The sequence below is a fragment of the Aureivirga marina genome, from assembly GCF_015767265.1.
Taxonomy (GTDB): domain Bacteria; phylum Bacteroidota; class Bacteroidia; order Flavobacteriales; family Flavobacteriaceae; genus Aureivirga; species Aureivirga marina.
Genome location: NZ_JADPIB010000006.1, coordinates 69,284 through 87,811 on the forward strand (window position 1 = coordinate 69,284; position 18,528 = coordinate 87,811).

Here is an 18,528-nt window from a genome sequence, read left to right on the forward strand (position 1 = left end):
AAGCTTTATTATGATTTTGGTTTTCCTCCTATAGTAATTACGTTGTTAACTGTTTCAAAAACACCGTCAATTCCTAAAAATTCATTAAGAAAATCATCATTATAACCTCCTAGCATACAAGAACCTAAACCGATTCCTTCTGTTATTAAACTAACTTGCATTCCTACAAAACCAGATTCTTGCATCAAGAAACGATATCCTCTATCCCCATATTTCATGATCACACGCTCAATCATTCCTGTTGTGATTACAACAGCAGATGCATCTCCAAGTTTTACATAAGGTTCTGCTTGAACTATACCTAATAATTCTTCAGCAAAATCTCCTTCTTTAATCACTTCTAAAGATTGTTGATCTGGTCTAAAATGATATAAACCACTTGGAATGTGTGCATTTAAAATCACTACATACATTTCTAATGGATATAAACCTCCTCCTGAAGGAACATTTCTTAATCCAAATTTCCCTTCGTTTTCTGATCCAATTGGTGCAGACCATTCTTGAACACCATAACTTTGATGCAGAATGATATTTAACTCATTTAAAGATAATTTATATTCAGGATTGTACATTCTCAAACTACGTCTTTCACGCATGATTTTGAACATATCAATTTCTGGAAGTTCTTGCTGATAAACAGATAAGTCAATTCTTTCCGCATTTGGATAACACTTAAAAGGTTGACTTGATCTTGCAAAAATATATGGATTACTGAAAGCATAGATTTTCTCACCTTGCTTTCTCATAGAATGCGTATTAAATTTCGAATTCTCATGGTATAACATTGCTAAGGAATCCACAATATTTTTTGCACCATACATCGAATTATCTAAAGCATCATATTTTTGTTTTATTTCTTTTAGATTCATTTGATTTACATTTATTTAGTTAATAATTAAAATCTCTTTATCGAGAATTTTAGCTAACTATTATGGGAAAGGATGTGGATATTTATTTAGCTCTTCAAATGGATATAATTTATAACCCATTTTTTCAGGAACTTCATAAAGTCGTTTTCCTCCCAAGAAATAAATTGGATAAGCACCAGCCAACTGAATAAGTTGTGGGATAAATGTTTTTAAACTATAAAAACCTAATTGTCTTAAATCTGGAGTTGTTACATCTTTTACCAACACATTATATCCTTTATTTTTTAAAGTTTTTACAATATGTCTAATCTCTGTAACTGTATCTCTTTTAGGTTTTTCATTAAAATCAATATCTCTACTCGGCACAGCATTTCTCCAATTATCAAATACATGCCATAAATCTTGTCTTTTCGTATAGAAAATAGCATGTTTATCAAAATCTAAAACTTGAATATAATCGTCATCTGGATTCCATTTTTTGAACTTATCTAATAAATGTCTGAAATATGGAACCGCCTGATCAATTTCTTGAACAACTTTTCTCGTTGCTTCTCCAAATGTTTGACGAGTGGCAGAACCGATAGCTAAAAACTTTCCAAATTCTGCTTCACCAATACAAATTCCCAAAACTGTAGGAATTTTTAAATCATAAGTTACATCAAAGAAATGCCACTCATAATTTGCTGTATGATGTTCGTCTATAAATCCTTGAATATCTTGAGAAATTTTAATTTTAGGTGGTGTAATATTTTGATACCAAGTAATAGTAAAACTATCTCTTTCTAAAGATTCATATAAACCTCCTAAAATTGCTTCGTGATAATTTGTATGTGCAGACAATCCTGTAGAATTTGATCCTGTTAAATAATTTTTATCATCTGTAAAAGGAATATAAATAAATTGTCCAGGAATATAGGTTTCTTCTCCAGTTGTTAAATCTAAGGTTGGATACCAAGAAACTTCTACATTTTCATCAAATTTTTTAATTTTAAATCTTTCATCCTCAAATTGTTTGTCATGAAATAATGCAAACTCACTTGGATGAATTGCTTTTTTATTTAAACTTGCATATGAACCAAAAATAGATTCTTCTTTATTATGAAACGCAGGAGCATATCTCTCTAAAGTTTCTCCAATTGTTCCCAATATTGCTGGTTCCCATGCATATCCACAACCTGAACCTTTTCCTCCAAAATTTTCTCCATTTAAAAATAAAGTGTTACAAGGAACAATTCCATAACTAATTAAATTTGGATCTTGGTTTAAGCGTGAAAGTTTTATAATTTGTTTCAATATTCCTATATCATTAGAAATAGAATGAAACCCATTTTGTAAGGCAGTTAAACTCATAATACTTTTATTTTAAAGTAATTGCTTCCAGCCAAGGAGCAGGATTATATTTCAATTCTGGTTTACAAACTTCACAATAAGGTACTTTTAATAAAGTATGTTGTGTTTGTGAATAATCAATTGGATTAATAGATAAGTATGTTCTCCAAGTCGCTGGTAAAGACCAACTTTCGAAGAATTTTGTTACTTCTAAAAATGCAATTTGAATTAAAATATTATGGTAATATTCTGCCGTAGGAATAGAATCTGGCATTCCTACTTTTTTATTTTCTCTTAAATGATTTTCGTACGCATTGATAAAACTTGGATAAGAGTGATTACTTTTCACTCTGCTTTGTAAACAGTGATAACAACCTGTTTCTTTTCCGTAAAATAATGGTCCGATTTTGAAAACATTGTTTTCTAACCCTCCAATATATAACCAAGGTTTATTTTCTTTTAATGCAATTTCATTGATTTTTTCAATATGATACGGACTCCATTGATTTCCGTCTACTAAAATAAAATCAGCCTGTTTTATAAATTTCTCAATCGCTGCATCTGATTTTAAGGAAGAATAAGTAGATGAAATTACTTTTTTAAATTTGTTCTTCTTCGCTTGTTTTACTATTAAATCATAGAATTCACTCTCTCCTACAATTCCTAGCTGTATATTCTTTTCTGGATTTAATCTTTCTAAAGATTCCGAAGCATCTTGTTTTGCTTCTTTCTTTGTTTGATTATTTAGTTCAGAAACTAAGTGATAATTAAGTAATTGATAATCTTTTAAATTGGTTAAAACTTCTAAAATTTTTGCATCATCAAACTTCTTTTGTAATTTCTTCTTTAAGGAAGCAAGTCCAATTTTTGGGCTATCTTGAACTAACGCAACAAGTTCCACAAATATAGATTCCTTTTCTGGGTCATCGAAATCTAATGTATAAGAAACTGATTTTGTTCTCAATTGAAAACAGTTGTTCTCATTGTCTTTGAATATATCAAACTTTTCTAACATGATTTTATAGTTTTTGAATTTGAATGGTTTTTCTCACCATGCTTAAATCGTTTTTTAGCACATTAAATATAAACAAAAGATTTACAACAGGTTACTTAAAGTATTGATAAATCTTCCTTATATTTTTCTGAACAAAAAATCGGATTTAGCTTTTACCGTGATTACTGGAAAAGTTTAGTAAATGCTCTTTTTCTGGGTCGAATATAATAGATTAATTATTAAAAAAGCTTTACTCTTTTGACGGAGTAAAGCTTTATATTTTGTTTCTTCAAATGCCTTCCTTGAAAGCACCTGAAATTTACCGTTATTGCAACCCTGTTATTAGTTTACTGAGAAACAACAAGAACAACAACAAGAACAACAACATCCTGCTGCTGCTACCATTTCGTTTGCGAACGATTTTTCTGAAAGCTGTTTAATTTTCATTTTAATTTAAATTGAATGATTAATAAATTAATTTACTACGGCTAATGTTGTGTTACTGTTGCTTACACTGAGAAACAACAAGAACAACAACAAGAACAACAACATCCTGCTGCTGCTACCATCTCGTTTGCAAACGATTTTTCTGAAAGCTGTTTGATTTTCATTTTTATTAGAATTTAAATGGTTAATAATTATTTTTATTTATTTTGAATTTTAAATGGTATTTCTCTTTTATTATATGTGCCTTCTGATCTAAAAATTAAATCAAAGAACATAAAAAATGAATGGTTGGGATACTTACTAATATACAAACTTAAATCTTTGTATCGTACTTATACACAAGCTTTTTCATTTTTGCATTACAAATTTATAATCAGTCATTGTTTCACACAAATTTTTTCCTCAATTTATTAAAATTTATGTTAATTTTTATGTTATATATATTTTTTTAAGATTTAAAAAATGTATTTAATTTTTTTATCAACATTTTATTAACAAATCTTCACTGTTTTTTTCTTGATTTTTACATAATCTAAGCTTCACAGAGCTTTTGTGATTTATTTAACATATAATTTGTAGCACTTTTTGGAGAATCCTTACAAGTAATTTTCTCTTTTTGAAAAAATAAACTTTCCATAGCAGTGATTTAAAGATAGAAAATTTTCTTTTACACTTTCAAAATTTTTATACTTCTTTTTAAATAACTAATAAGTCTATTGTATTTTAATTCTGTATTAATTTTCAATAGTTAAATTGTAAAATTAAAACATAAAAAAAACCCTACTCTTTAAAGTAGGGCTATCATATTTCGTTTTATTTATAGAAAATTTCTTTCTATGTACATTCTAACATTTGTTTCATTATGCATTTACTGTAAAACAGCAAGTACAACAACATGAACAACAACATCCAGCAGCAGCTACCATTTCACCACCAAATGCATTTTCTGTAAGCTGATTGATTTTCATTTGAATTCGAATTTGAATGATTAATAATTTAGTTTAAGTTCTCTTAGGTTGTCAATGTTATGCATTTACTGTAAAACAACAAGTACAACAACATGAACAACAACATCCAGCAGCAGCTACCATTTCACCACCGAACGCATTTTCTGTAAGCTGATTGATTTTCATTTTATTAGAATTTAAATGGTTAATAATTATAATATTTTACTTTCTGTATTGATTTTATTTTTCTTTATATGACCAGTCGTCTTATTCTTTTTCCAAAAAAAATTGTTTCGAACAAAACAACCTTATCTTAATTTGCTATACAAAGTTATGACCGGTCGTCTTAAACTACAAAATTCTAAATGACTTTATGATTATTTTAATTGATTTTTAATGATTTGTAATTTTTTTATCAAAAACTCCTTAATATATAAGGTAAAAATTTCTTTGGTTAAGAATCTTTCTTTTTTTTCACATTAATATTTTTTCTTGGTTTATTATTAGCTTGAATTTTGGAAAAGCTTAACAACAAATCACTTCTATTTTTCCATTTCTATTAATTTTAATAAAACAACATATAAATAAGGTGTGTTTCTTAACAATTTATCTAAAAAGAAAAACCTTATTCAAAAGAAGAATAAGGTTTAATCTTTTTTACTTGTTCAACAATAGATTATAACTAATAAAGTCCTTGAAATTATGCGCTAACTGAGAAACAGCAAGAACAACAACATGAACAACAACATCCAGCAGCAGCTACCATTTCACTACCGAACGCATTTTCTGTAAGCTGATTGATTTTCATTTTATTAGAATTTGAATGGATTAATAATACATTTTTTTAGTTATTCATTATGCGCTAACTGAGAAACAGCAAGAACAACAACATGAACAACAACATCCAGCAGCAGCTACCATTTCACTACCGAACGCATTTTCTGTAAGCTGATTGATTTTCATTTGAATTTGAATTTAATGATTAATAATTATGTATTTAGTTTTTGAATGTTTCTTAATTTTACCTTAATGACCGCTCGTCTTAAATTGGATCAAAAAAATATATCTTACTGAAAGACAGGTTTTTTCATTTCGACAATACAAATTTATGACCGGTCATCTTAAACTCCAAAACAACTTCGGACTTTATGATTTATTTAACTGATTTTTAATTTATTACTATTTTATTCAGAAGTTTTTTTCAACTTTCTCTCAGAATTAAGAAGATTCTTGATTTTATTTCAAAGTAAAAAAAGGCAATTTTCTTTGATTTTCATTTTTTGTAGTAAAATAGTAGGTTTTCAGAAGAAATGATATTTATTTTTTATCCAGAATAAGATCTTCTGTAAGAAACTTCATAAAGTTCAAAAGTGGCTTACTATCGTTTAATAATTTTGCTTTTGTCATGGAACCACGAACAAAAGCATCTACTAAAATCACAATTTCATCAACTTCCAAATCTGTATTTAGTCGTCCCTCCTCTTTTAAAGAAGTAAATGCTTCCACCAAAGCCTGGTCTCTTTTCTGAAAAGCTTCTTCTAATTTTAAACGATATTTTTCATTTTGATTATAGATATCTAAAGCAAGAACACTCACAAAACATTCTTTTGTAAAATCATAAGAACTGAAATATTCAATATATTTATCGAATAAATTTATCAAACGAGTTTTCTGATCTTTTTCTTGCCCATCCATATTCACAACAATTTTAATGTATAAATCCAATGCTTTTAAAGCAAAATCACTCTTACTTTTAAAATGATTGTAAAAAGATCCTTTTGGTAAATCAGAAGCTGCCATGATATCTTGAATACTTGAATTTTCGTATCCTTTTTGCCAAATCACACTGATTCCATTAAAAAGAATTTGCTCTTCCAAAGACAAATCCAATCCATAATATGTATGTGCATTTTCTCTACGCATCTTTAATCAAATCTTTAAATAAAAACTTCATGTAAACATCAAAAGGCTTTTGATCTTTCATAATTTTAGAACGAATCATTGCACCTCGCAAACCAGAATCCATTAAGTCGATAAAATCTTCTAAACTTAAATGAGTAAATAATCGATGTTCTTTTTGTAAAAGTTCATATATTTTATACATCAATAATTTTTTATTGTAAACTAAATTTTTAGTGATTGTTCGAAATGAATCATTTTTTTCATTTACTTCATGACACATTACATTTGTCAAACATTCACTTTTAAAATTATTTCCAACAAAAAAATCGACATGTTGTTCGTATATTTTTTCTAATCTTTCTTTTGGGTCTTGTTCTTTATGGTCGTAGGAAAGAATAATTTTTTTATATAATTCGACCAATTCTAATACAAATTCGTCTTTACTTCTAAAATAATTATAAAATGAACCCTTAGGTAAATCAACCGCTCCAGTGATTTCACTTATACTGGTGGCCTCAATTCCTCTTTCGCAAATTAAAGACATACCAGCCTCTAAAAGCTTTTCTTTATTTTGATTCCTCCTTACCATAATATAAAGATATGACCATTCATCTTAAATTCAACACTTTAAATATCATTTCACATAAAAAACATCTATTTTTAACAGGATTTTTAGAAAATAATTTACGGACTTTCACATTAAACCTATAGAAACAAATATCTTTTTTATACTATCTCAACTAAACTTCGTAAATTTGTTGCTCGAATTAATAAGGATATTCATATGTCAGAAACTGTAACAAGTACTAAGACTAAAAAACCTAAATGGCTTCGTGTAAAATTGCCAGTAGGTAAAAAATATACGGAATTAAGAGGATTAGTAGATAAATATAAATTAAATACAATTTGTACAAGTGGAAGTTGTCCTAATATGGGAGAATGTTGGGGAGAAGGAACTGCAACATTTATGATTTTAGGAAATACTTGTACACGTTCATGTGGTTTCTGTGGTGTAAAAACTGGAAGACCAGACACTGTAGAATGGGATGAACCAGAAAAGGTTGCTCGTTCCATCAAATTAATGGACATTAAACATGCTGTTTTAACTTCTGTAGATAGAGATGATTTGAAAGATGGAGGTTCGATTATTTGGGCGGAAACTATTAAAGCAATTCGTCGTTCTAGTCCGAATACAACTTTAGAAACACTTATTCCAGATTTTCAAGGAATCGAAAGAAATATTGATCGTTTAATCGAAGCTGCTCCTGAGGTAATTTCTCATAATATGGAAACAGTTCGTAGGTTAACTCGTGAAGTTCGTATTCAAGCAAAATATGATAGAAGTTTAGAAGTTTTACGTTATATCAAAGAAAATGGACAACGTAGAACAAAGTCGGGAATTATGCTTGGATTAGGAGAAACAGAAGAAGAAGTGATTCAAACAATGCGTGATTTACGAGATGCAAAAGTTGATATTGTTACTATTGGTCAATATTTACAACCAACTAAAAAGCATCTTCCAGTGAAAGAGTTTATCACTCCTGAACAATTTAAAAAGTACGAAGAAATCGGAAAAGAAATGGGCTTTAGACATGTTGAAAGTGGCGCTTTAGTTCGTTCTTCTTATAAAGCACAAAAACACTTAGAATAGTAAATATTAGCTATTTATTAACAATATTTATTCTGAAATGAGATTACATTTGCACGTCTTTTTATTAAAATAAAGCAAATACTGAGCTTTATTTTACGGAATAAATTTTGAATTAAATGTATAAAAGCGTTTCCATGACTTGGAAACGCTTTTTTTATTTATCTTTTTAATTCTTCTAAAAAAATATTTTAATAATCCATATGTATATTTTTTTCAGAAATTAAATTGAAATCAGTATCAAATACCAAACAATCAAAATTATTATTTGAATTTAAAAACTCACAATAATATATACTTTCAGATTCAAATAATAATATTAATCTTACTAATTTCGCATCATACTTTTTCTTTAAGTATTTTGATATTTTTCTAAATTTTTTGTTTTTTATATATGTAGGAAATATATTATTATCAATTAATTCATAATGCTCTCTAAATAAAGCATTATATTTAATAGAATGTTCAAAAGCTAAATTACCACAACTACTCAAAATTAAAATAGCTACGAAACAACTAATTCTTTTTATCATTTTTTTCATGAATTTCTTTTTTAAATCTAAAGTTTATTTTAACAACAAAAAAAGAGACTTTAAAAAAAGTCTCTTTGTCTCAAAACAACTAAAATTATATAGATTATTCCTTTAGTAATATCTTTTCTATTTTAGTTTGGTCATCATATAGTATTTGATATTCATAAGGAATCGTGTCTTTGTCATAAAAAGTAAGCGTCGCAGCATAAAACTCTTCTTTCCTCTTATTTTTAGAATAATTCACTTTTCTTACACCACTCACTAAAGAATTTACAAAAGGCTGACTATTCATCATTTTTACATACTTTTCATTTTTAAATAAAGTATCTAATTTTTGATTTCCTTCTTTCTTTAATTTAAAATCTTCTAAATGTTGTAAAGCTGTCTGGAAATATTCTTTAGTCTGAAACAATTGACGAAATTTCAAATCTGAAGTAAAAAATTTGTTTTCCGAATCTTTTATCGAAATAACTAATTCAGAATTTGAAGAAAGTGTATTCGAATGATATTCTTCTAAAATCGCCATTCCTACCAAAGATTTTGTGTTTTCGATGAAAATAGAATCTGTAATTTTCTTTACAAAACAAGTAACTTTTAAAACTCTTCCATCTTCAATTTTTACAGAATCAATCGCTTTTAAATTGACAATTTTTTTTCTTAATTTCTTAATGTGTTTTTCTTCGTTTTCACCACAAGAACATAAAAGAACAGCAGTGATAATTAATAATAGATTTTTTAGCATTTTATTTAAATTGGTTAATTGATTGGTTCTTAGCTATTACCAATTTAACAAATTTTTAACAATCTATCTAATATTCACTTTATTTTTTCGTTAAAACACTATTTTTCTCTTTCATTTATTTTTAATCTTAATTTATTATCATTGAATATTTTACAAAACAATTTCTTTAATTCTATTTAAATAATAAAAACTAGCCAAAGAATGACTAATTTCTATAATTATTTAATTACTACTAAATTACATTTTCGTTTATTTAAAATCCAAAACACATAAGATCCAATTAAAAAAACCAAACTTATAAGAGCTCCTAAATATTCATTATCACCTTTATTTATATGTGCAGAAACTGCTAAAAGCAAATTATAAAACAACCCTGCATAAGCCCATTCTTTAATCGTTTTATGAAATCCTGTAAAAATCGCAATGACGGCTAAAAGTTTTGCAATTCCCATTGGAATTACCAAATAAGCTGGAAATTCTAATGCAATTATCATCTGTTTCATAAATGTTGTTTCAAAAAAATAGAAACCGACAGAAATCAATAATTGCAAACATAAAAAAGAGGTAAAAATCCAATAAATTATTTTATATTTTTTCATGATTATTTTATAATTAAAAATTTAGACAAACCTTTTTGAATCATCGGAATTACAAGCATCGAAACAGGCAATGCAATCAGAAATTCTACACCAATACTTGTTATCCATCTTAGAAAGAAATCTTCTGTAAAACCAACATTTAAAGCTAAAACCACAAAAGACATAATTAGCGCCATCACAATACAGATGAGCGAACTAAAAATTAAACCAAAAACAAAACTATTCACTTTCATAATTTTTATTTTTAATAGATTAATAGACTTAAAAATCCTCCGAAATTGATATGACTTTTAGCAAAATCTCCATTTCCAATTTCTTGTAAATTTAATGCTGGACCAACTCTAAAATTCCCTGTTTGAATTCCTAATTTTAAATACACATAACTATAATCGTGTTTTCCGTTTTTAGATTTAAAAGAAGTTGCTCCTTGAAAACTTGCAAAAGGATGTATTTTTTTTGAACTCACAGGATGCCATTCAAACAATGTAAAAAGCTCTCCTACTCCATCTTTTTCCAGTTCGATACTTGGCTGAATTACCAAACCAAAATCTTTATTGAAAAAAGTATAAGCTCCGGCAATTAAAGGTTTAAATCCACCAAACGTTTTTAAATTTGCTCCTGCTCCCAAACTAAAATTTCTAGAAAAATTATAAGAGAAAATAGTTTGAACAATATAATTATCTGGAGTTTTCGAATCGTAATCCACTTCATAATTCAACAAATTGAAAAATCCAAATTGTTGTTTTTTTCCAAATTGTTTTGCAACAATCATCTGGTATAAACTGGATTCATTTCCTGCTGTAATTTCTATGGGAATTGGTGTTTTATGTTCTCCATGAAATTCTTCCTTTCCTTGTGCAAAAACACTTGTTGAAAAACTTAATATTAAGCTTAAAACTATCAAAAATCTTGTTTTCATTTTTCTTTGTTTTACTATTATGAAGCAAAATTAGATTCATTTAAACCTTATTTAGATATGTTTATTTAAGTAATAATTGCAAATTTTTAGGTAATTTTACTAAAAAAAGAAAATGGATTCAAAAATTAAAGATTTACTTTCCAAAATGAATTTGGAGAAATATCAAAAGCATTCAGATTTTCATATTTTAAAATTAGAAGAACATTTAGAGGAAATTCCTTTGAAATTAAATTTTGAAAATATTGGTTGTTTTGAAATTACTTTTGCACAATCTCAAGACACACAAATTGGAATTGATCAGAAAAATATTGATGCCGATAAAGATCATTTGCTTTTTCTTTCACCAAGTCAAGGTTTAAATGTAGATAGTTCTAAAGCGAAGAATATCAAAAACACTTTTATTCTATATTTTACGCCAGATTTTTTAGATTTTATTTCCACAGAATATTTGATAATCAAAAAATTTCCTTTTTTTAATATTCATTTTTCATCTGTATTTTACACAAAAAAAGAAGTAAGTGAAATGTATATTCATTATATGGAAAGAATTTATAATGAATTTCAAGATTTAAATGAAAACTCGGAAGAAATCATTAAAGCTTTTCTGAAAATAATATTATTTGAAACGAAAAGAAAACTTGAAAAAAAGCTTCATATCATTCCACAAAAACTTTCCAGAAAAGCTGAAATAACCTACCAATTTGAAAACTTAATTCTTCAATCAAAACAAAAGAATCAAAAAGTTTCTTTTTATGCAGAAAAATTAAATGTAAGTCCGATTTATTTATCAGAATGCGTGAAAAATACGGTAGGTAAAAACGCTAAAAATATCATTACAGAATATATACTTTTAGAAGCAAAAAGTTTGTTAAAAAATTCTGATGAAAGTATTCAAAATATCTCTTTAACTCTTGGATTTAAAGACACTTCTAACTTTATTAATTTCTATAAAAAACACAAAAAAATCACTCCAAACCAAGAGAGAAAAAGTAATTAATTCGGCTTATTGCAACAAACTAATAATCCATAAATCAATTAAAGTTAAACCTCCAATAATCAATATCCAGGTAAACCAATGAAGGTGAATTCTTTTTGCAATTCTCGCTTCAACAATCCACCAAACAATGATATAAAATGTCCAGAAAATCCAATTATGAATTCCACTTAAAGTGAAATAAATCATCCCAAGCATAAAAACCAACATGACAACAGAAAATTTAATCCATTCTATTGTCATATTTACTTTTTCTAATTTTGTCATTCTTTTTTAAATTAAAATTTAGATAACAAAATTATTTTTAGAATTTCTTTTTTCTTTTGATTTAAGTCAAAGAATTTCTCTAAAAGTTCAATATTTCAGATTATTCATTTTTTTCTTGATAAAAAAACCAAAAAAATCAAGACTTGTATTTTTTAAATCTAAAATATGTCAAATAAGTTTTCAAAAAGCTTCTGAAACTTAAACTATTAATAAAATGTTTTTAATTTCCTCCAATATTCATTTTTTCAGCAAACCATTTCCATTCAGACAAACCAAAATTACCCGAATCTTCTATAACTTTCATTTCTGATTCCGTTAGAATTTCAATGACGATATTTCCATGTAAATCACCTTCTCCAGCTGGAATATCAGACCAATCTAAATAGATTTTATTTTCTTTTATGATTCCATTTCCGACATGACACCAATCTTTTCCTGTATTGCTATTCATTCCGAGCCAGAAAACTTTGTTTTCAATCACATGAATCCAAAAAGTATTATTTGCAACCGATTTCCAAACGCCATTTTTTATTTTCATAATTGCTCTTCTATCGATTTTGTTATGTCTGATTTCACGTCTCCTGTATGTTTTGTAGTTTTCGATTCGATTAACATAATCAAGCATTCTTTTTTAGAAGAAACTCGGTGATTCACTCCTTTTTTTACCACGTATAAATCGCCTTTTTTCATTGTAAATGGAGTTTCATTTTCAATTTCCATCAATAATTCACCTTCCAAAATAAAGAAAGATTCATCTTCATTTTCATGATTATGCCAAGGAATTTCTTCTCCTAAAATCTTTGCAACTTTTATATATTCATTATTTACTTCACCAACAACTTTTGGAGAAAAGTAATTTTCAACTTCTTTTAAAGTTTCTATTAAATTGATCATTTTTAATTCTTTTATTTGCTTAAAAAAAACATATTTTTCATGGAAATCTTTGCTAACAATTTCGAAGCTTCTTTAGATTCCATTTGATGATATCTTTTTAAATATAATTTCAAATTCAACAATCCAAATTTACTTTGTTTTATAGCAACACTCAAAAAATCTTCTAATGTTTTTTCATGATTTTCTAATTGAAATCTCTCAAAAGATTTGTCTATTTCTAATAATTTATATTCTGTTTGCGAAAGCATAATCTTGAGTATTTTTTAAATGTAATTCCTTTTTTGTTAATAACTCAAGATTCTTCTATATTTGCGAATCTGCTGCTGTGAAAATCATTTTTATAATAAATAATTTATATTATAAAAAAACAGTATTTTCTGTTTTAGTAGTACTGAAAATTAAAAATAAATGAATTTACATATACCTTTAAAAGAGAAAATTCTAATAATTCTAAACGGTTACAAAATTATTATTGGATTATTTTTCTTAATATTTGGAATAATTGCTTCAGGTAAAGTAATTGGAAGTTTTCATCTAAAATCCGTTTATGAATTAGAGTTTGGAAATATTAAAAAACAAACTGGAGAAATAATTAATATTTATAATGCAGGTTTGACTATCAATGAAGATGAGTTTTACGGAATTGAATATAAATTCAAATTAGACGATTTCGAAGATACTGGAATATCGTATGGAACGAACAATAATTTGAGAGAAGGAGATTTTGTTACAATTGAGTATGCTGAAGGAAATCCAAGTGCAAATAGAGTTGCAGACATGGATATTATCTTGGGAAAAGATTATTTAATAATTATTCTTTTTCCTTTAGTTATAGGATTAATTCTAATTTATCTAAATACTAAGAAAGGGCTTCAAAATTATAAAATATTGGTTGAAGGAATTGTTGATAAAGGTAAATTAATTGAAAAATCTCCAACATTAATAAGAGTAAATGATAGAAGAGTATATAAATTAGTATTTCAATATGAAGATAAAAGTAAAAATAAATATACTACACATGTAAAAACTCAATTTACAAAGAAATTAGAAGATGAAAATTATGAATCATTAATCTATTTAGAATCTGAACCTAAAAAAGTAGTTATAATAGATAGCTTGCCAAATATTGTTTCAAAATATATTAAAAAAGAACTTTCAATAAAGACGAATAATACTCAATAATAAACATTTAAATAAAATGGGAATATTTAACAGAAGAGCAAAAAAAGAGCGTAAACAATTTCTAGATATTATTGAAGAAGAGTATTCAAATTTGAGTCAAACACAAATCTCCAAGGATTTAATTAATGCTGTATCTAAAAGAGTTGCTGATTATTATTACAATCAATATCAAACTTTTAAAAAACAATATCCTAAGTCTCAAAAAAGATACTCTACATTTCAAATCAAAGATTTAGATCATCCATATACTTACGAAATTATAATTAAAGTCTTGAAAGAGAAAGTTGGAACAGATTATGAAAAATATGCAACTATATTTTTACAAATGACATTGAATGAATTGAAAAAATTTGAAAAAAGCAGAGAAGAATTTTATGATATGTTTTAAGAATTAATTTCAAACCTTTTCCACCAACAATCGCTCACAAACCTTTTGACTTAATGTTTCTGATGGATGTTTTTCATAACTTACCACCATACTATCATCAAAATTTTCAACAGATTTAATCTCAAAAACAGTGTTTAAAGAAATATCTCTACTATCTAAAAATTCCAAAAATTCTTTAGAAGAATGATTTAAAGCAATCAACATCACTTTCTCTCCTACTTCATGTTCACTCAATTTTTTAGAATCTTTCTGAATGATATTTCCATCTTTATCTGGAATTGGCGAACCATGCGGATCTACTTTTGGATAATCCATCAACTCATCCATTCTATCAAATAAAGCAGGTGCTTTTATATGCTCTACTTGTTCTGCAATTTCATGAACTTCTTCCCAACCAAATCCCATTTTTTCCACTAAAAACATTTCTGTCAATCGGTGTTTTCTTAAAATCAAAGCAGCAGCTTTTCTTCCTTCTTCCGTAAGTTTCAAAGGTTTATATTTTGTATAAATCACCCAACCATGTTGTTGCAAGGTTTTTACCATTGCATTAACCGTTGGTTTGCTCACTTCTAATTCTGAACTAAGCTCAGAAATATTTACTTCTGCATTTTCATTAGCAAGTTTATAAAGTGCTTTTAAATAATTTTCGACCGTTGATGATACCATTTAAAATTCAATTTTCACAAAAATAATAAAAAAGAAAACAAAATTTTGTTAGAGTTATCTAACTTTATATATTTGCCACTCAAATTTTAAAATCATAATAATGCTAACAAACTTTACGATTCATAAAAAATGGATTGGAATTGTAATACTTATGCTCTTTTCTTTAAGTTTTCAAGCACAATCTACTCTTTCAGGTCAAATAACTTCTAATAAAACTCCAGTTGATTTTGCAAGTGTTTATTTAAAAGGAACACAACTAGGAACCTCAACCGATACATCAGGAAAATTCCAAATAAAAAACATTCCAGCAGGAACTTATACAATCATTGCTTCGTCAGTTGGATTTATTTCTGAGAAAAAAACAATTACTTTTAAAGAAAATGAGAATATTACTTTAAATTTTAATCTAAAAGAAGATAATGCAGTTTTAGATGAAGTTGTAATCTCAGGAACGATGAAAGAAGTTTCTAAATTGGCAAGTCCAGTTCCTGTGGAAGTTTACACAGCAAAATTCTTTAAAGCAAACCCTACTCCATCTATTTTCGAATCTTTGCAAAATGTAAATGGTGTTCGTCCACAATTAAATTGCAATGTTTGTAACACAGGAGATATTCATATAAACGGTTTGGAAGGTCCATACACGATGGTTCTGATTGACGGAATGCCAATTGTAAGTGGATTATCAACTGTTTATGGTTTAACTGGAATTCCACAATCTTTAATCGAACGAGTGGAAATTGTAAAAGGTCCTGCTTCTACGCTTTATGGTTCAGAAGCTGTTGGTGGTTTAATTAATATTATCACTAAAAAACCTAGCTCTGCTCCTTTGGTTTCGACAGATATTTTTGCAACAACTTGGGAAGAAGTGAATGCAGATGTTGGTGTAAAATATAATTTAGGTAAAAAAGTTGATGCGCTTTTAGGTGTAAATTATTTCAATTATAGCAATCCAATTGACAATAATAACGATGGATTTACAGATGTGACTTTACAAAATAGAATTTCTCTTTTTAATAAATTTAGTTTTCAAAGGAAAAACAATCGCGTTTTTACAGTTGCTGGACGTTATGTTTATGAAGACAGATGGGGAGGAGAAATGAACTGGGAACCAAAATATCGTGGAGGAAATGAAGTTTATGGTGAAAGCATTTATACAAGTCGCTGGGAAACTTTTGGAATTTATCAATTACCAACAACAGAACTAATCAATTTTCAATTTAGCGCAAATGGTCACAATCAAAACTCTGTTTATGGTGACACAAAATATCTAGCAGATCAATACATTGCTTTTGGTCAATTTACTTGGAATAAAGTTTTAGGAAAACATGATATTTTAACTGGTGCTGCTTATCGTTATACTTATTATGATGATAATACACCAGCTACAGCAAAAGGCGAAAATCTAGAAAATGATCCAGCAATTACTCATTTACCTGGTTTTTTTGTTCAGGATGAAATTACTTTTAATCAGCAACATAAATTATTAATAGGAATGCGCTATGATTATAATAGTATTCATGGCGGAATTTTAAGTCCAAGAGTAAATTATAAATGGACTTCTCCTAACCAGAAAAATATCTTGCGTTTAAGTGTTGGAAATGGATATCGTGTTGCAAATGTTTTTACAGAAGATCATGCTGCACTTACAGGAGCGAGAGATGTGGTTTTTGAAGATGAATTATTACCAGAAACTTCATGGAATGGAAATATCAATTTTGTGAAAAAGATTTATTTAGAAGGTGGAACTTTTATCGGTTTAGATGCAAGTGCTTTTTACACCTATTTTTCCAATCAAATTTTACCAGATTATGAAACAGATCCAAACAAGATTATTTATAGCAATTTAGATGGCTCTTCTGTTTCACAAGGAATTTCTTTGAATGTGGATGTAACTTTAAAAAATGGTTTAAAAATCAATGCTGGAGGAACTTTAATGGATGTAACTGTGGAAGAAGACGGAAAAAAATACAGACAATTATTAACTGAAAGATTTCAAGGAGTTTGGAGCGCAGGATACACGATTAAATCTTTAGGTTTAACGATTGATTATACAGGTAATTTATACGGGCCGATGCGTTTGCCAGTTTTAGGAGAATTGGATGATAGACCAGAATTTTCACCTTGGTGGAGTATTCAAAATATTCAATTGACAAAAAATTTTGGTGAGCATTTCCAACTTTATGGTGGCGTGAAAAATTTGTTGAATTATACGCCTCCTGCAAATAGTATTGCTCGTGCTTTTGATCCTTTTGATGAAAATGTAGTTTTTGATGGAAACGGACAAGTAATTCCAACTTCTGATAATCCGAATGCATTGACTTTTGATCCGTCTTATGTTTTTGCACCAAACCAAGGAATTAGAGGGTTTTTAGGTTTCCGATATACTTTATATTAATTTTTAATATGCTATTTTTTAAAAAAATAATAATGCTAATAGTGGTTTCTTTATTGCCACTATTGGCTTTTTCTCAAATAAAAACTACAACATTTGAGCAAATAGATAGTATACAAAAAACAAATCCACGAAATATTATTGTTTTTATACATACCGATTGGTGTAAATATTGCCAATCGATGAAACAAACTACTTTTAAAAATAAAAAAGTTGCACAAAAACTGAATAATCATTTTTGGTTTATCGATTTTAATGCAGAAGAAAAAAGAGATATTGAATTTGTTGGACATACTTTTAAATTCAAACCTACTGGAAGAAAAACTGGCATTCATGAATTGGCAGAACAATTAGGAACTATAAACGGAAAAATTGCTTACCCTACTCTGTGTATTTTAAACGAAAAATATGAAATCATTTTTCAATACAATCAGTTTCTTTCTGAGGAGGATTTGTTGAAGGTTTTGGGTGGGGTCTTGAAGAAATAAAATCAAAGCGATTTTATAAATTTTCAGGAGCTTCCCTTTTTCTTCCGTAAAAACTACAGAAAAAGGTCGGGCTCTTCGTTACAAGTTTTTCCTTATCAAAAAAGAAATTCTAAAGCACATGTGGGCTTCTTAGGTCGCCTCCGTTGCCAAACAATTTCTAAATTTTGAAAAAGAAAAAAGCTTTCCACTACGATCCCTAAGCCAAACCTCATCTGGTGCCTGAGCGAAGTCGAAAATATTCTTATTTTTCTTCATTATAAAAAATAAAATTCAACAATATTTTTTGCTTTTAAATAAAGAACCTTTTATTTTTGAGCATCTAACACTT

At 27.6% G+C, this 18,528-nt stretch carries 21 protein-coding genes; 6 read left to right on the forward strand and 15 right to left on the reverse strand.

The features are described 5' to 3' along the window. Positions 1-8 precede the first annotated feature (8 nt). The 5 genes from I1A51_RS13260 to I1A51_RS13280 all read right to left on the reverse strand — a co-directional run bounded on the left by I1A51_RS13260 (position 9) and on the right by I1A51_RS13280 (position 7,077). Positions 9-869 carry a SagB family peptide dehydrogenase gene (locus tag I1A51_RS13260; RefSeq protein WP_196894676.1) on the reverse strand — a complete coding sequence of 287 codons (861 nt, stop codon included), beginning with the start codon at positions 867-869 and terminating at the stop codon, positions 9-11. A gap of 60 nt (positions 870-929) precedes the next feature. After that, the gene (locus I1A51_RS13265; protein ID WP_196894678.1) at positions 930-2,219 is read right to left on the reverse strand and encodes a YcaO-like family protein; all 1,290 of its coding nucleotides are present in this window, start codon (positions 2,217-2,219) and stop codon (positions 930-932) included. A 7-nt stretch (positions 2,220-2,226) separates the two neighbouring features. Next, positions 2,227-3,213 (reverse strand): TOMM precursor leader peptide-binding protein, encoded by a 987-nt coding sequence (locus I1A51_RS13270; RefSeq protein WP_196894694.1) that lies wholly within the window; start codon positions 3,211-3,213, stop codon positions 2,227-2,229. 2,690 nt (positions 3,214-5,903) lie between these two features. Then, entirely contained in the window at positions 5,904-6,509 is a 606-nt protein-coding gene (locus I1A51_RS13275; RefSeq protein ID WP_196894696.1) for a TetR/AcrR family transcriptional regulator, read from the reverse strand. Then, positions 6,502-7,077 (reverse strand): TetR/AcrR family transcriptional regulator, encoded by a 576-nt coding sequence (locus I1A51_RS13280; RefSeq protein WP_196894698.1) that lies wholly within the window; start codon positions 7,075-7,077, stop codon positions 6,502-6,504. Before I1A51_RS13280 ends, I1A51_RS13275 begins: the two co-directional genes overlap by 8 nt. Before the next feature lie 195 nt (positions 7,078-7,272). Between I1A51_RS13280 and lipA the strand changes: the two genes are divergently transcribed. Next, complete coding sequence (gene lipA / locus I1A51_RS13285) at positions 7,273-8,139, forward strand: lipoyl synthase (protein ID WP_196894700.1); 867 nt, start codon at positions 7,273-7,275, stop codon at positions 8,137-8,139. A 188-nt stretch (positions 8,140-8,327) separates the two neighbouring features. Here lipA and I1A51_RS13290 read toward each other — a convergent pair whose 3' ends face one another. The 5 genes from I1A51_RS13290 to I1A51_RS13310 all read right to left on the reverse strand — a co-directional run bounded on the left by I1A51_RS13290 (position 8,328) and on the right by I1A51_RS13310 (position 10,929). Further along, positions 8,328-8,678 carry a hypothetical protein gene (locus tag I1A51_RS13290; protein WP_196894702.1) on the reverse strand — a complete coding sequence of 117 codons (351 nt, stop codon included), beginning with the start codon at positions 8,676-8,678 and terminating at the stop codon, positions 8,328-8,330. 94 nt (positions 8,679-8,772) lie between these two features. After that, positions 8,773-9,411 carry a hypothetical protein gene (locus I1A51_RS13295; protein WP_196894703.1) on the reverse strand — a complete coding sequence of 213 codons (639 nt, stop codon included), beginning with the start codon at positions 9,409-9,411 and terminating at the stop codon, positions 8,773-8,775. A 218-nt stretch (positions 9,412-9,629) separates the two neighbouring features. Continuing rightward, on the reverse strand, positions 9,630-10,010 hold the full coding sequence (locus tag I1A51_RS13300; RefSeq protein ID WP_196894705.1) for a DoxX family protein: 381 nt from the start codon (positions 10,008-10,010) through the stop codon (positions 9,630-9,632). 2 nt (positions 10,011-10,012) lie between these two features. Next, the gene (locus I1A51_RS13305) at positions 10,013-10,243 is read right to left on the reverse strand and encodes a DUF2798 domain-containing protein (RefSeq protein ID WP_196894707.1); all 231 of its coding nucleotides are present in this window, start codon (positions 10,241-10,243) and stop codon (positions 10,013-10,015) included. An 11-nt stretch (positions 10,244-10,254) separates the two neighbouring features. Continuing rightward, positions 10,255-10,929: a hypothetical protein gene (locus tag I1A51_RS13310; RefSeq protein ID WP_196894709.1), complete on the reverse strand. Its 675-nt coding sequence runs from the start codon at positions 10,927-10,929 to the stop codon at positions 10,255-10,257. A 112-nt stretch (positions 10,930-11,041) separates the two neighbouring features. Here I1A51_RS13310 and I1A51_RS13315 point away from each other — a divergent pair, with 112 nt between their 5' ends. Next, positions 11,042-11,926, forward strand: coding sequence for a helix-turn-helix domain-containing protein (locus tag I1A51_RS13315; RefSeq protein WP_196894711.1), 885 nt, complete (start codon positions 11,042-11,044; stop codon positions 11,924-11,926). Positions 11,927-11,932: 6 nt separating this feature from the next. On the opposite strand, the gene I1A51_RS13320 is transcribed toward I1A51_RS13315, so the two are convergent. The 4 genes from I1A51_RS13320 to I1A51_RS13335 all read right to left on the reverse strand — a co-directional run bounded on the left by I1A51_RS13320 (position 11,933) and on the right by I1A51_RS13335 (position 13,332). After that, complete coding sequence (locus tag I1A51_RS13320) at positions 11,933-12,190, reverse strand: hypothetical protein (RefSeq protein WP_196894712.1); 258 nt, start codon at positions 12,188-12,190, stop codon at positions 11,933-11,935. Positions 12,191-12,410: 220 nt separating this feature from the next. Further along, the gene (locus I1A51_RS13325) at positions 12,411-12,728 is read right to left on the reverse strand and encodes a hypothetical protein (RefSeq protein ID WP_196894714.1); all 318 of its coding nucleotides are present in this window, start codon (positions 12,726-12,728) and stop codon (positions 12,411-12,413) included. Next, entirely contained in the window at positions 12,725-13,084 is a 360-nt protein-coding gene (locus I1A51_RS13330; RefSeq protein WP_196894716.1) for a cupin domain-containing protein, read from the reverse strand. The genes I1A51_RS13325 and I1A51_RS13330 overlap by 4 nt, the downstream gene beginning before the upstream one ends. 11 nt (positions 13,085-13,095) lie before the next feature. After that, positions 13,096-13,332, reverse strand: a complete 237-nt coding sequence (locus tag I1A51_RS13335; RefSeq protein ID WP_196894718.1) for a hypothetical protein — start codon at positions 13,330-13,332, stop codon at positions 13,096-13,098. A 160-nt stretch (positions 13,333-13,492) separates the two neighbouring features. Between I1A51_RS13335 and I1A51_RS13340 the strand changes: the two genes are divergently transcribed. Both I1A51_RS13340 and I1A51_RS13345 read left to right on the forward strand, forming a co-directional pair. Further along, positions 13,493-14,266 carry a hypothetical protein gene (locus I1A51_RS13340; protein WP_196894719.1) on the forward strand — a complete coding sequence of 258 codons (774 nt, stop codon included), beginning with the start codon at positions 13,493-13,495 and terminating at the stop codon, positions 14,264-14,266. A 16-nt stretch (positions 14,267-14,282) separates the two neighbouring features. Next, the gene (locus I1A51_RS13345) at positions 14,283-14,654 is read left to right on the forward strand and encodes a hypothetical protein (protein WP_196894721.1); all 372 of its coding nucleotides are present in this window, start codon (positions 14,283-14,285) and stop codon (positions 14,652-14,654) included. A gap of 9 nt (positions 14,655-14,663) precedes the next feature. Here the strand turns inward: I1A51_RS13345 and I1A51_RS13350 are convergent, their stop codons facing one another. Continuing rightward, a complete protein-coding gene (locus I1A51_RS13350) occupies positions 14,664-15,320 on the reverse strand; it encodes a metal-dependent transcriptional regulator (protein ID WP_196894722.1) in 657 nt (218 codons plus the stop codon). Between the two features lie 100 nt (positions 15,321-15,420). Between I1A51_RS13350 and I1A51_RS13355 the strand changes: the two genes are divergently transcribed. Together I1A51_RS13355 and I1A51_RS13360 are read left to right on the forward strand one after the other, a co-directional pair. Further along, positions 15,421-17,715 carry a TonB-dependent receptor gene (locus I1A51_RS13355; RefSeq protein ID WP_196894725.1) on the forward strand — a complete coding sequence of 765 codons (2,295 nt, stop codon included), beginning with the start codon at positions 15,421-15,423 and terminating at the stop codon, positions 17,713-17,715. 32 nt (positions 17,716-17,747) lie between these two features. Next, the gene (locus tag I1A51_RS13360; protein ID WP_231374035.1) at positions 17,748-18,200 is read left to right on the forward strand and encodes a thioredoxin family protein; all 453 of its coding nucleotides are present in this window, start codon (positions 17,748-17,750) and stop codon (positions 18,198-18,200) included. Positions 18,201-18,528 lie beyond the last annotated feature (328 nt).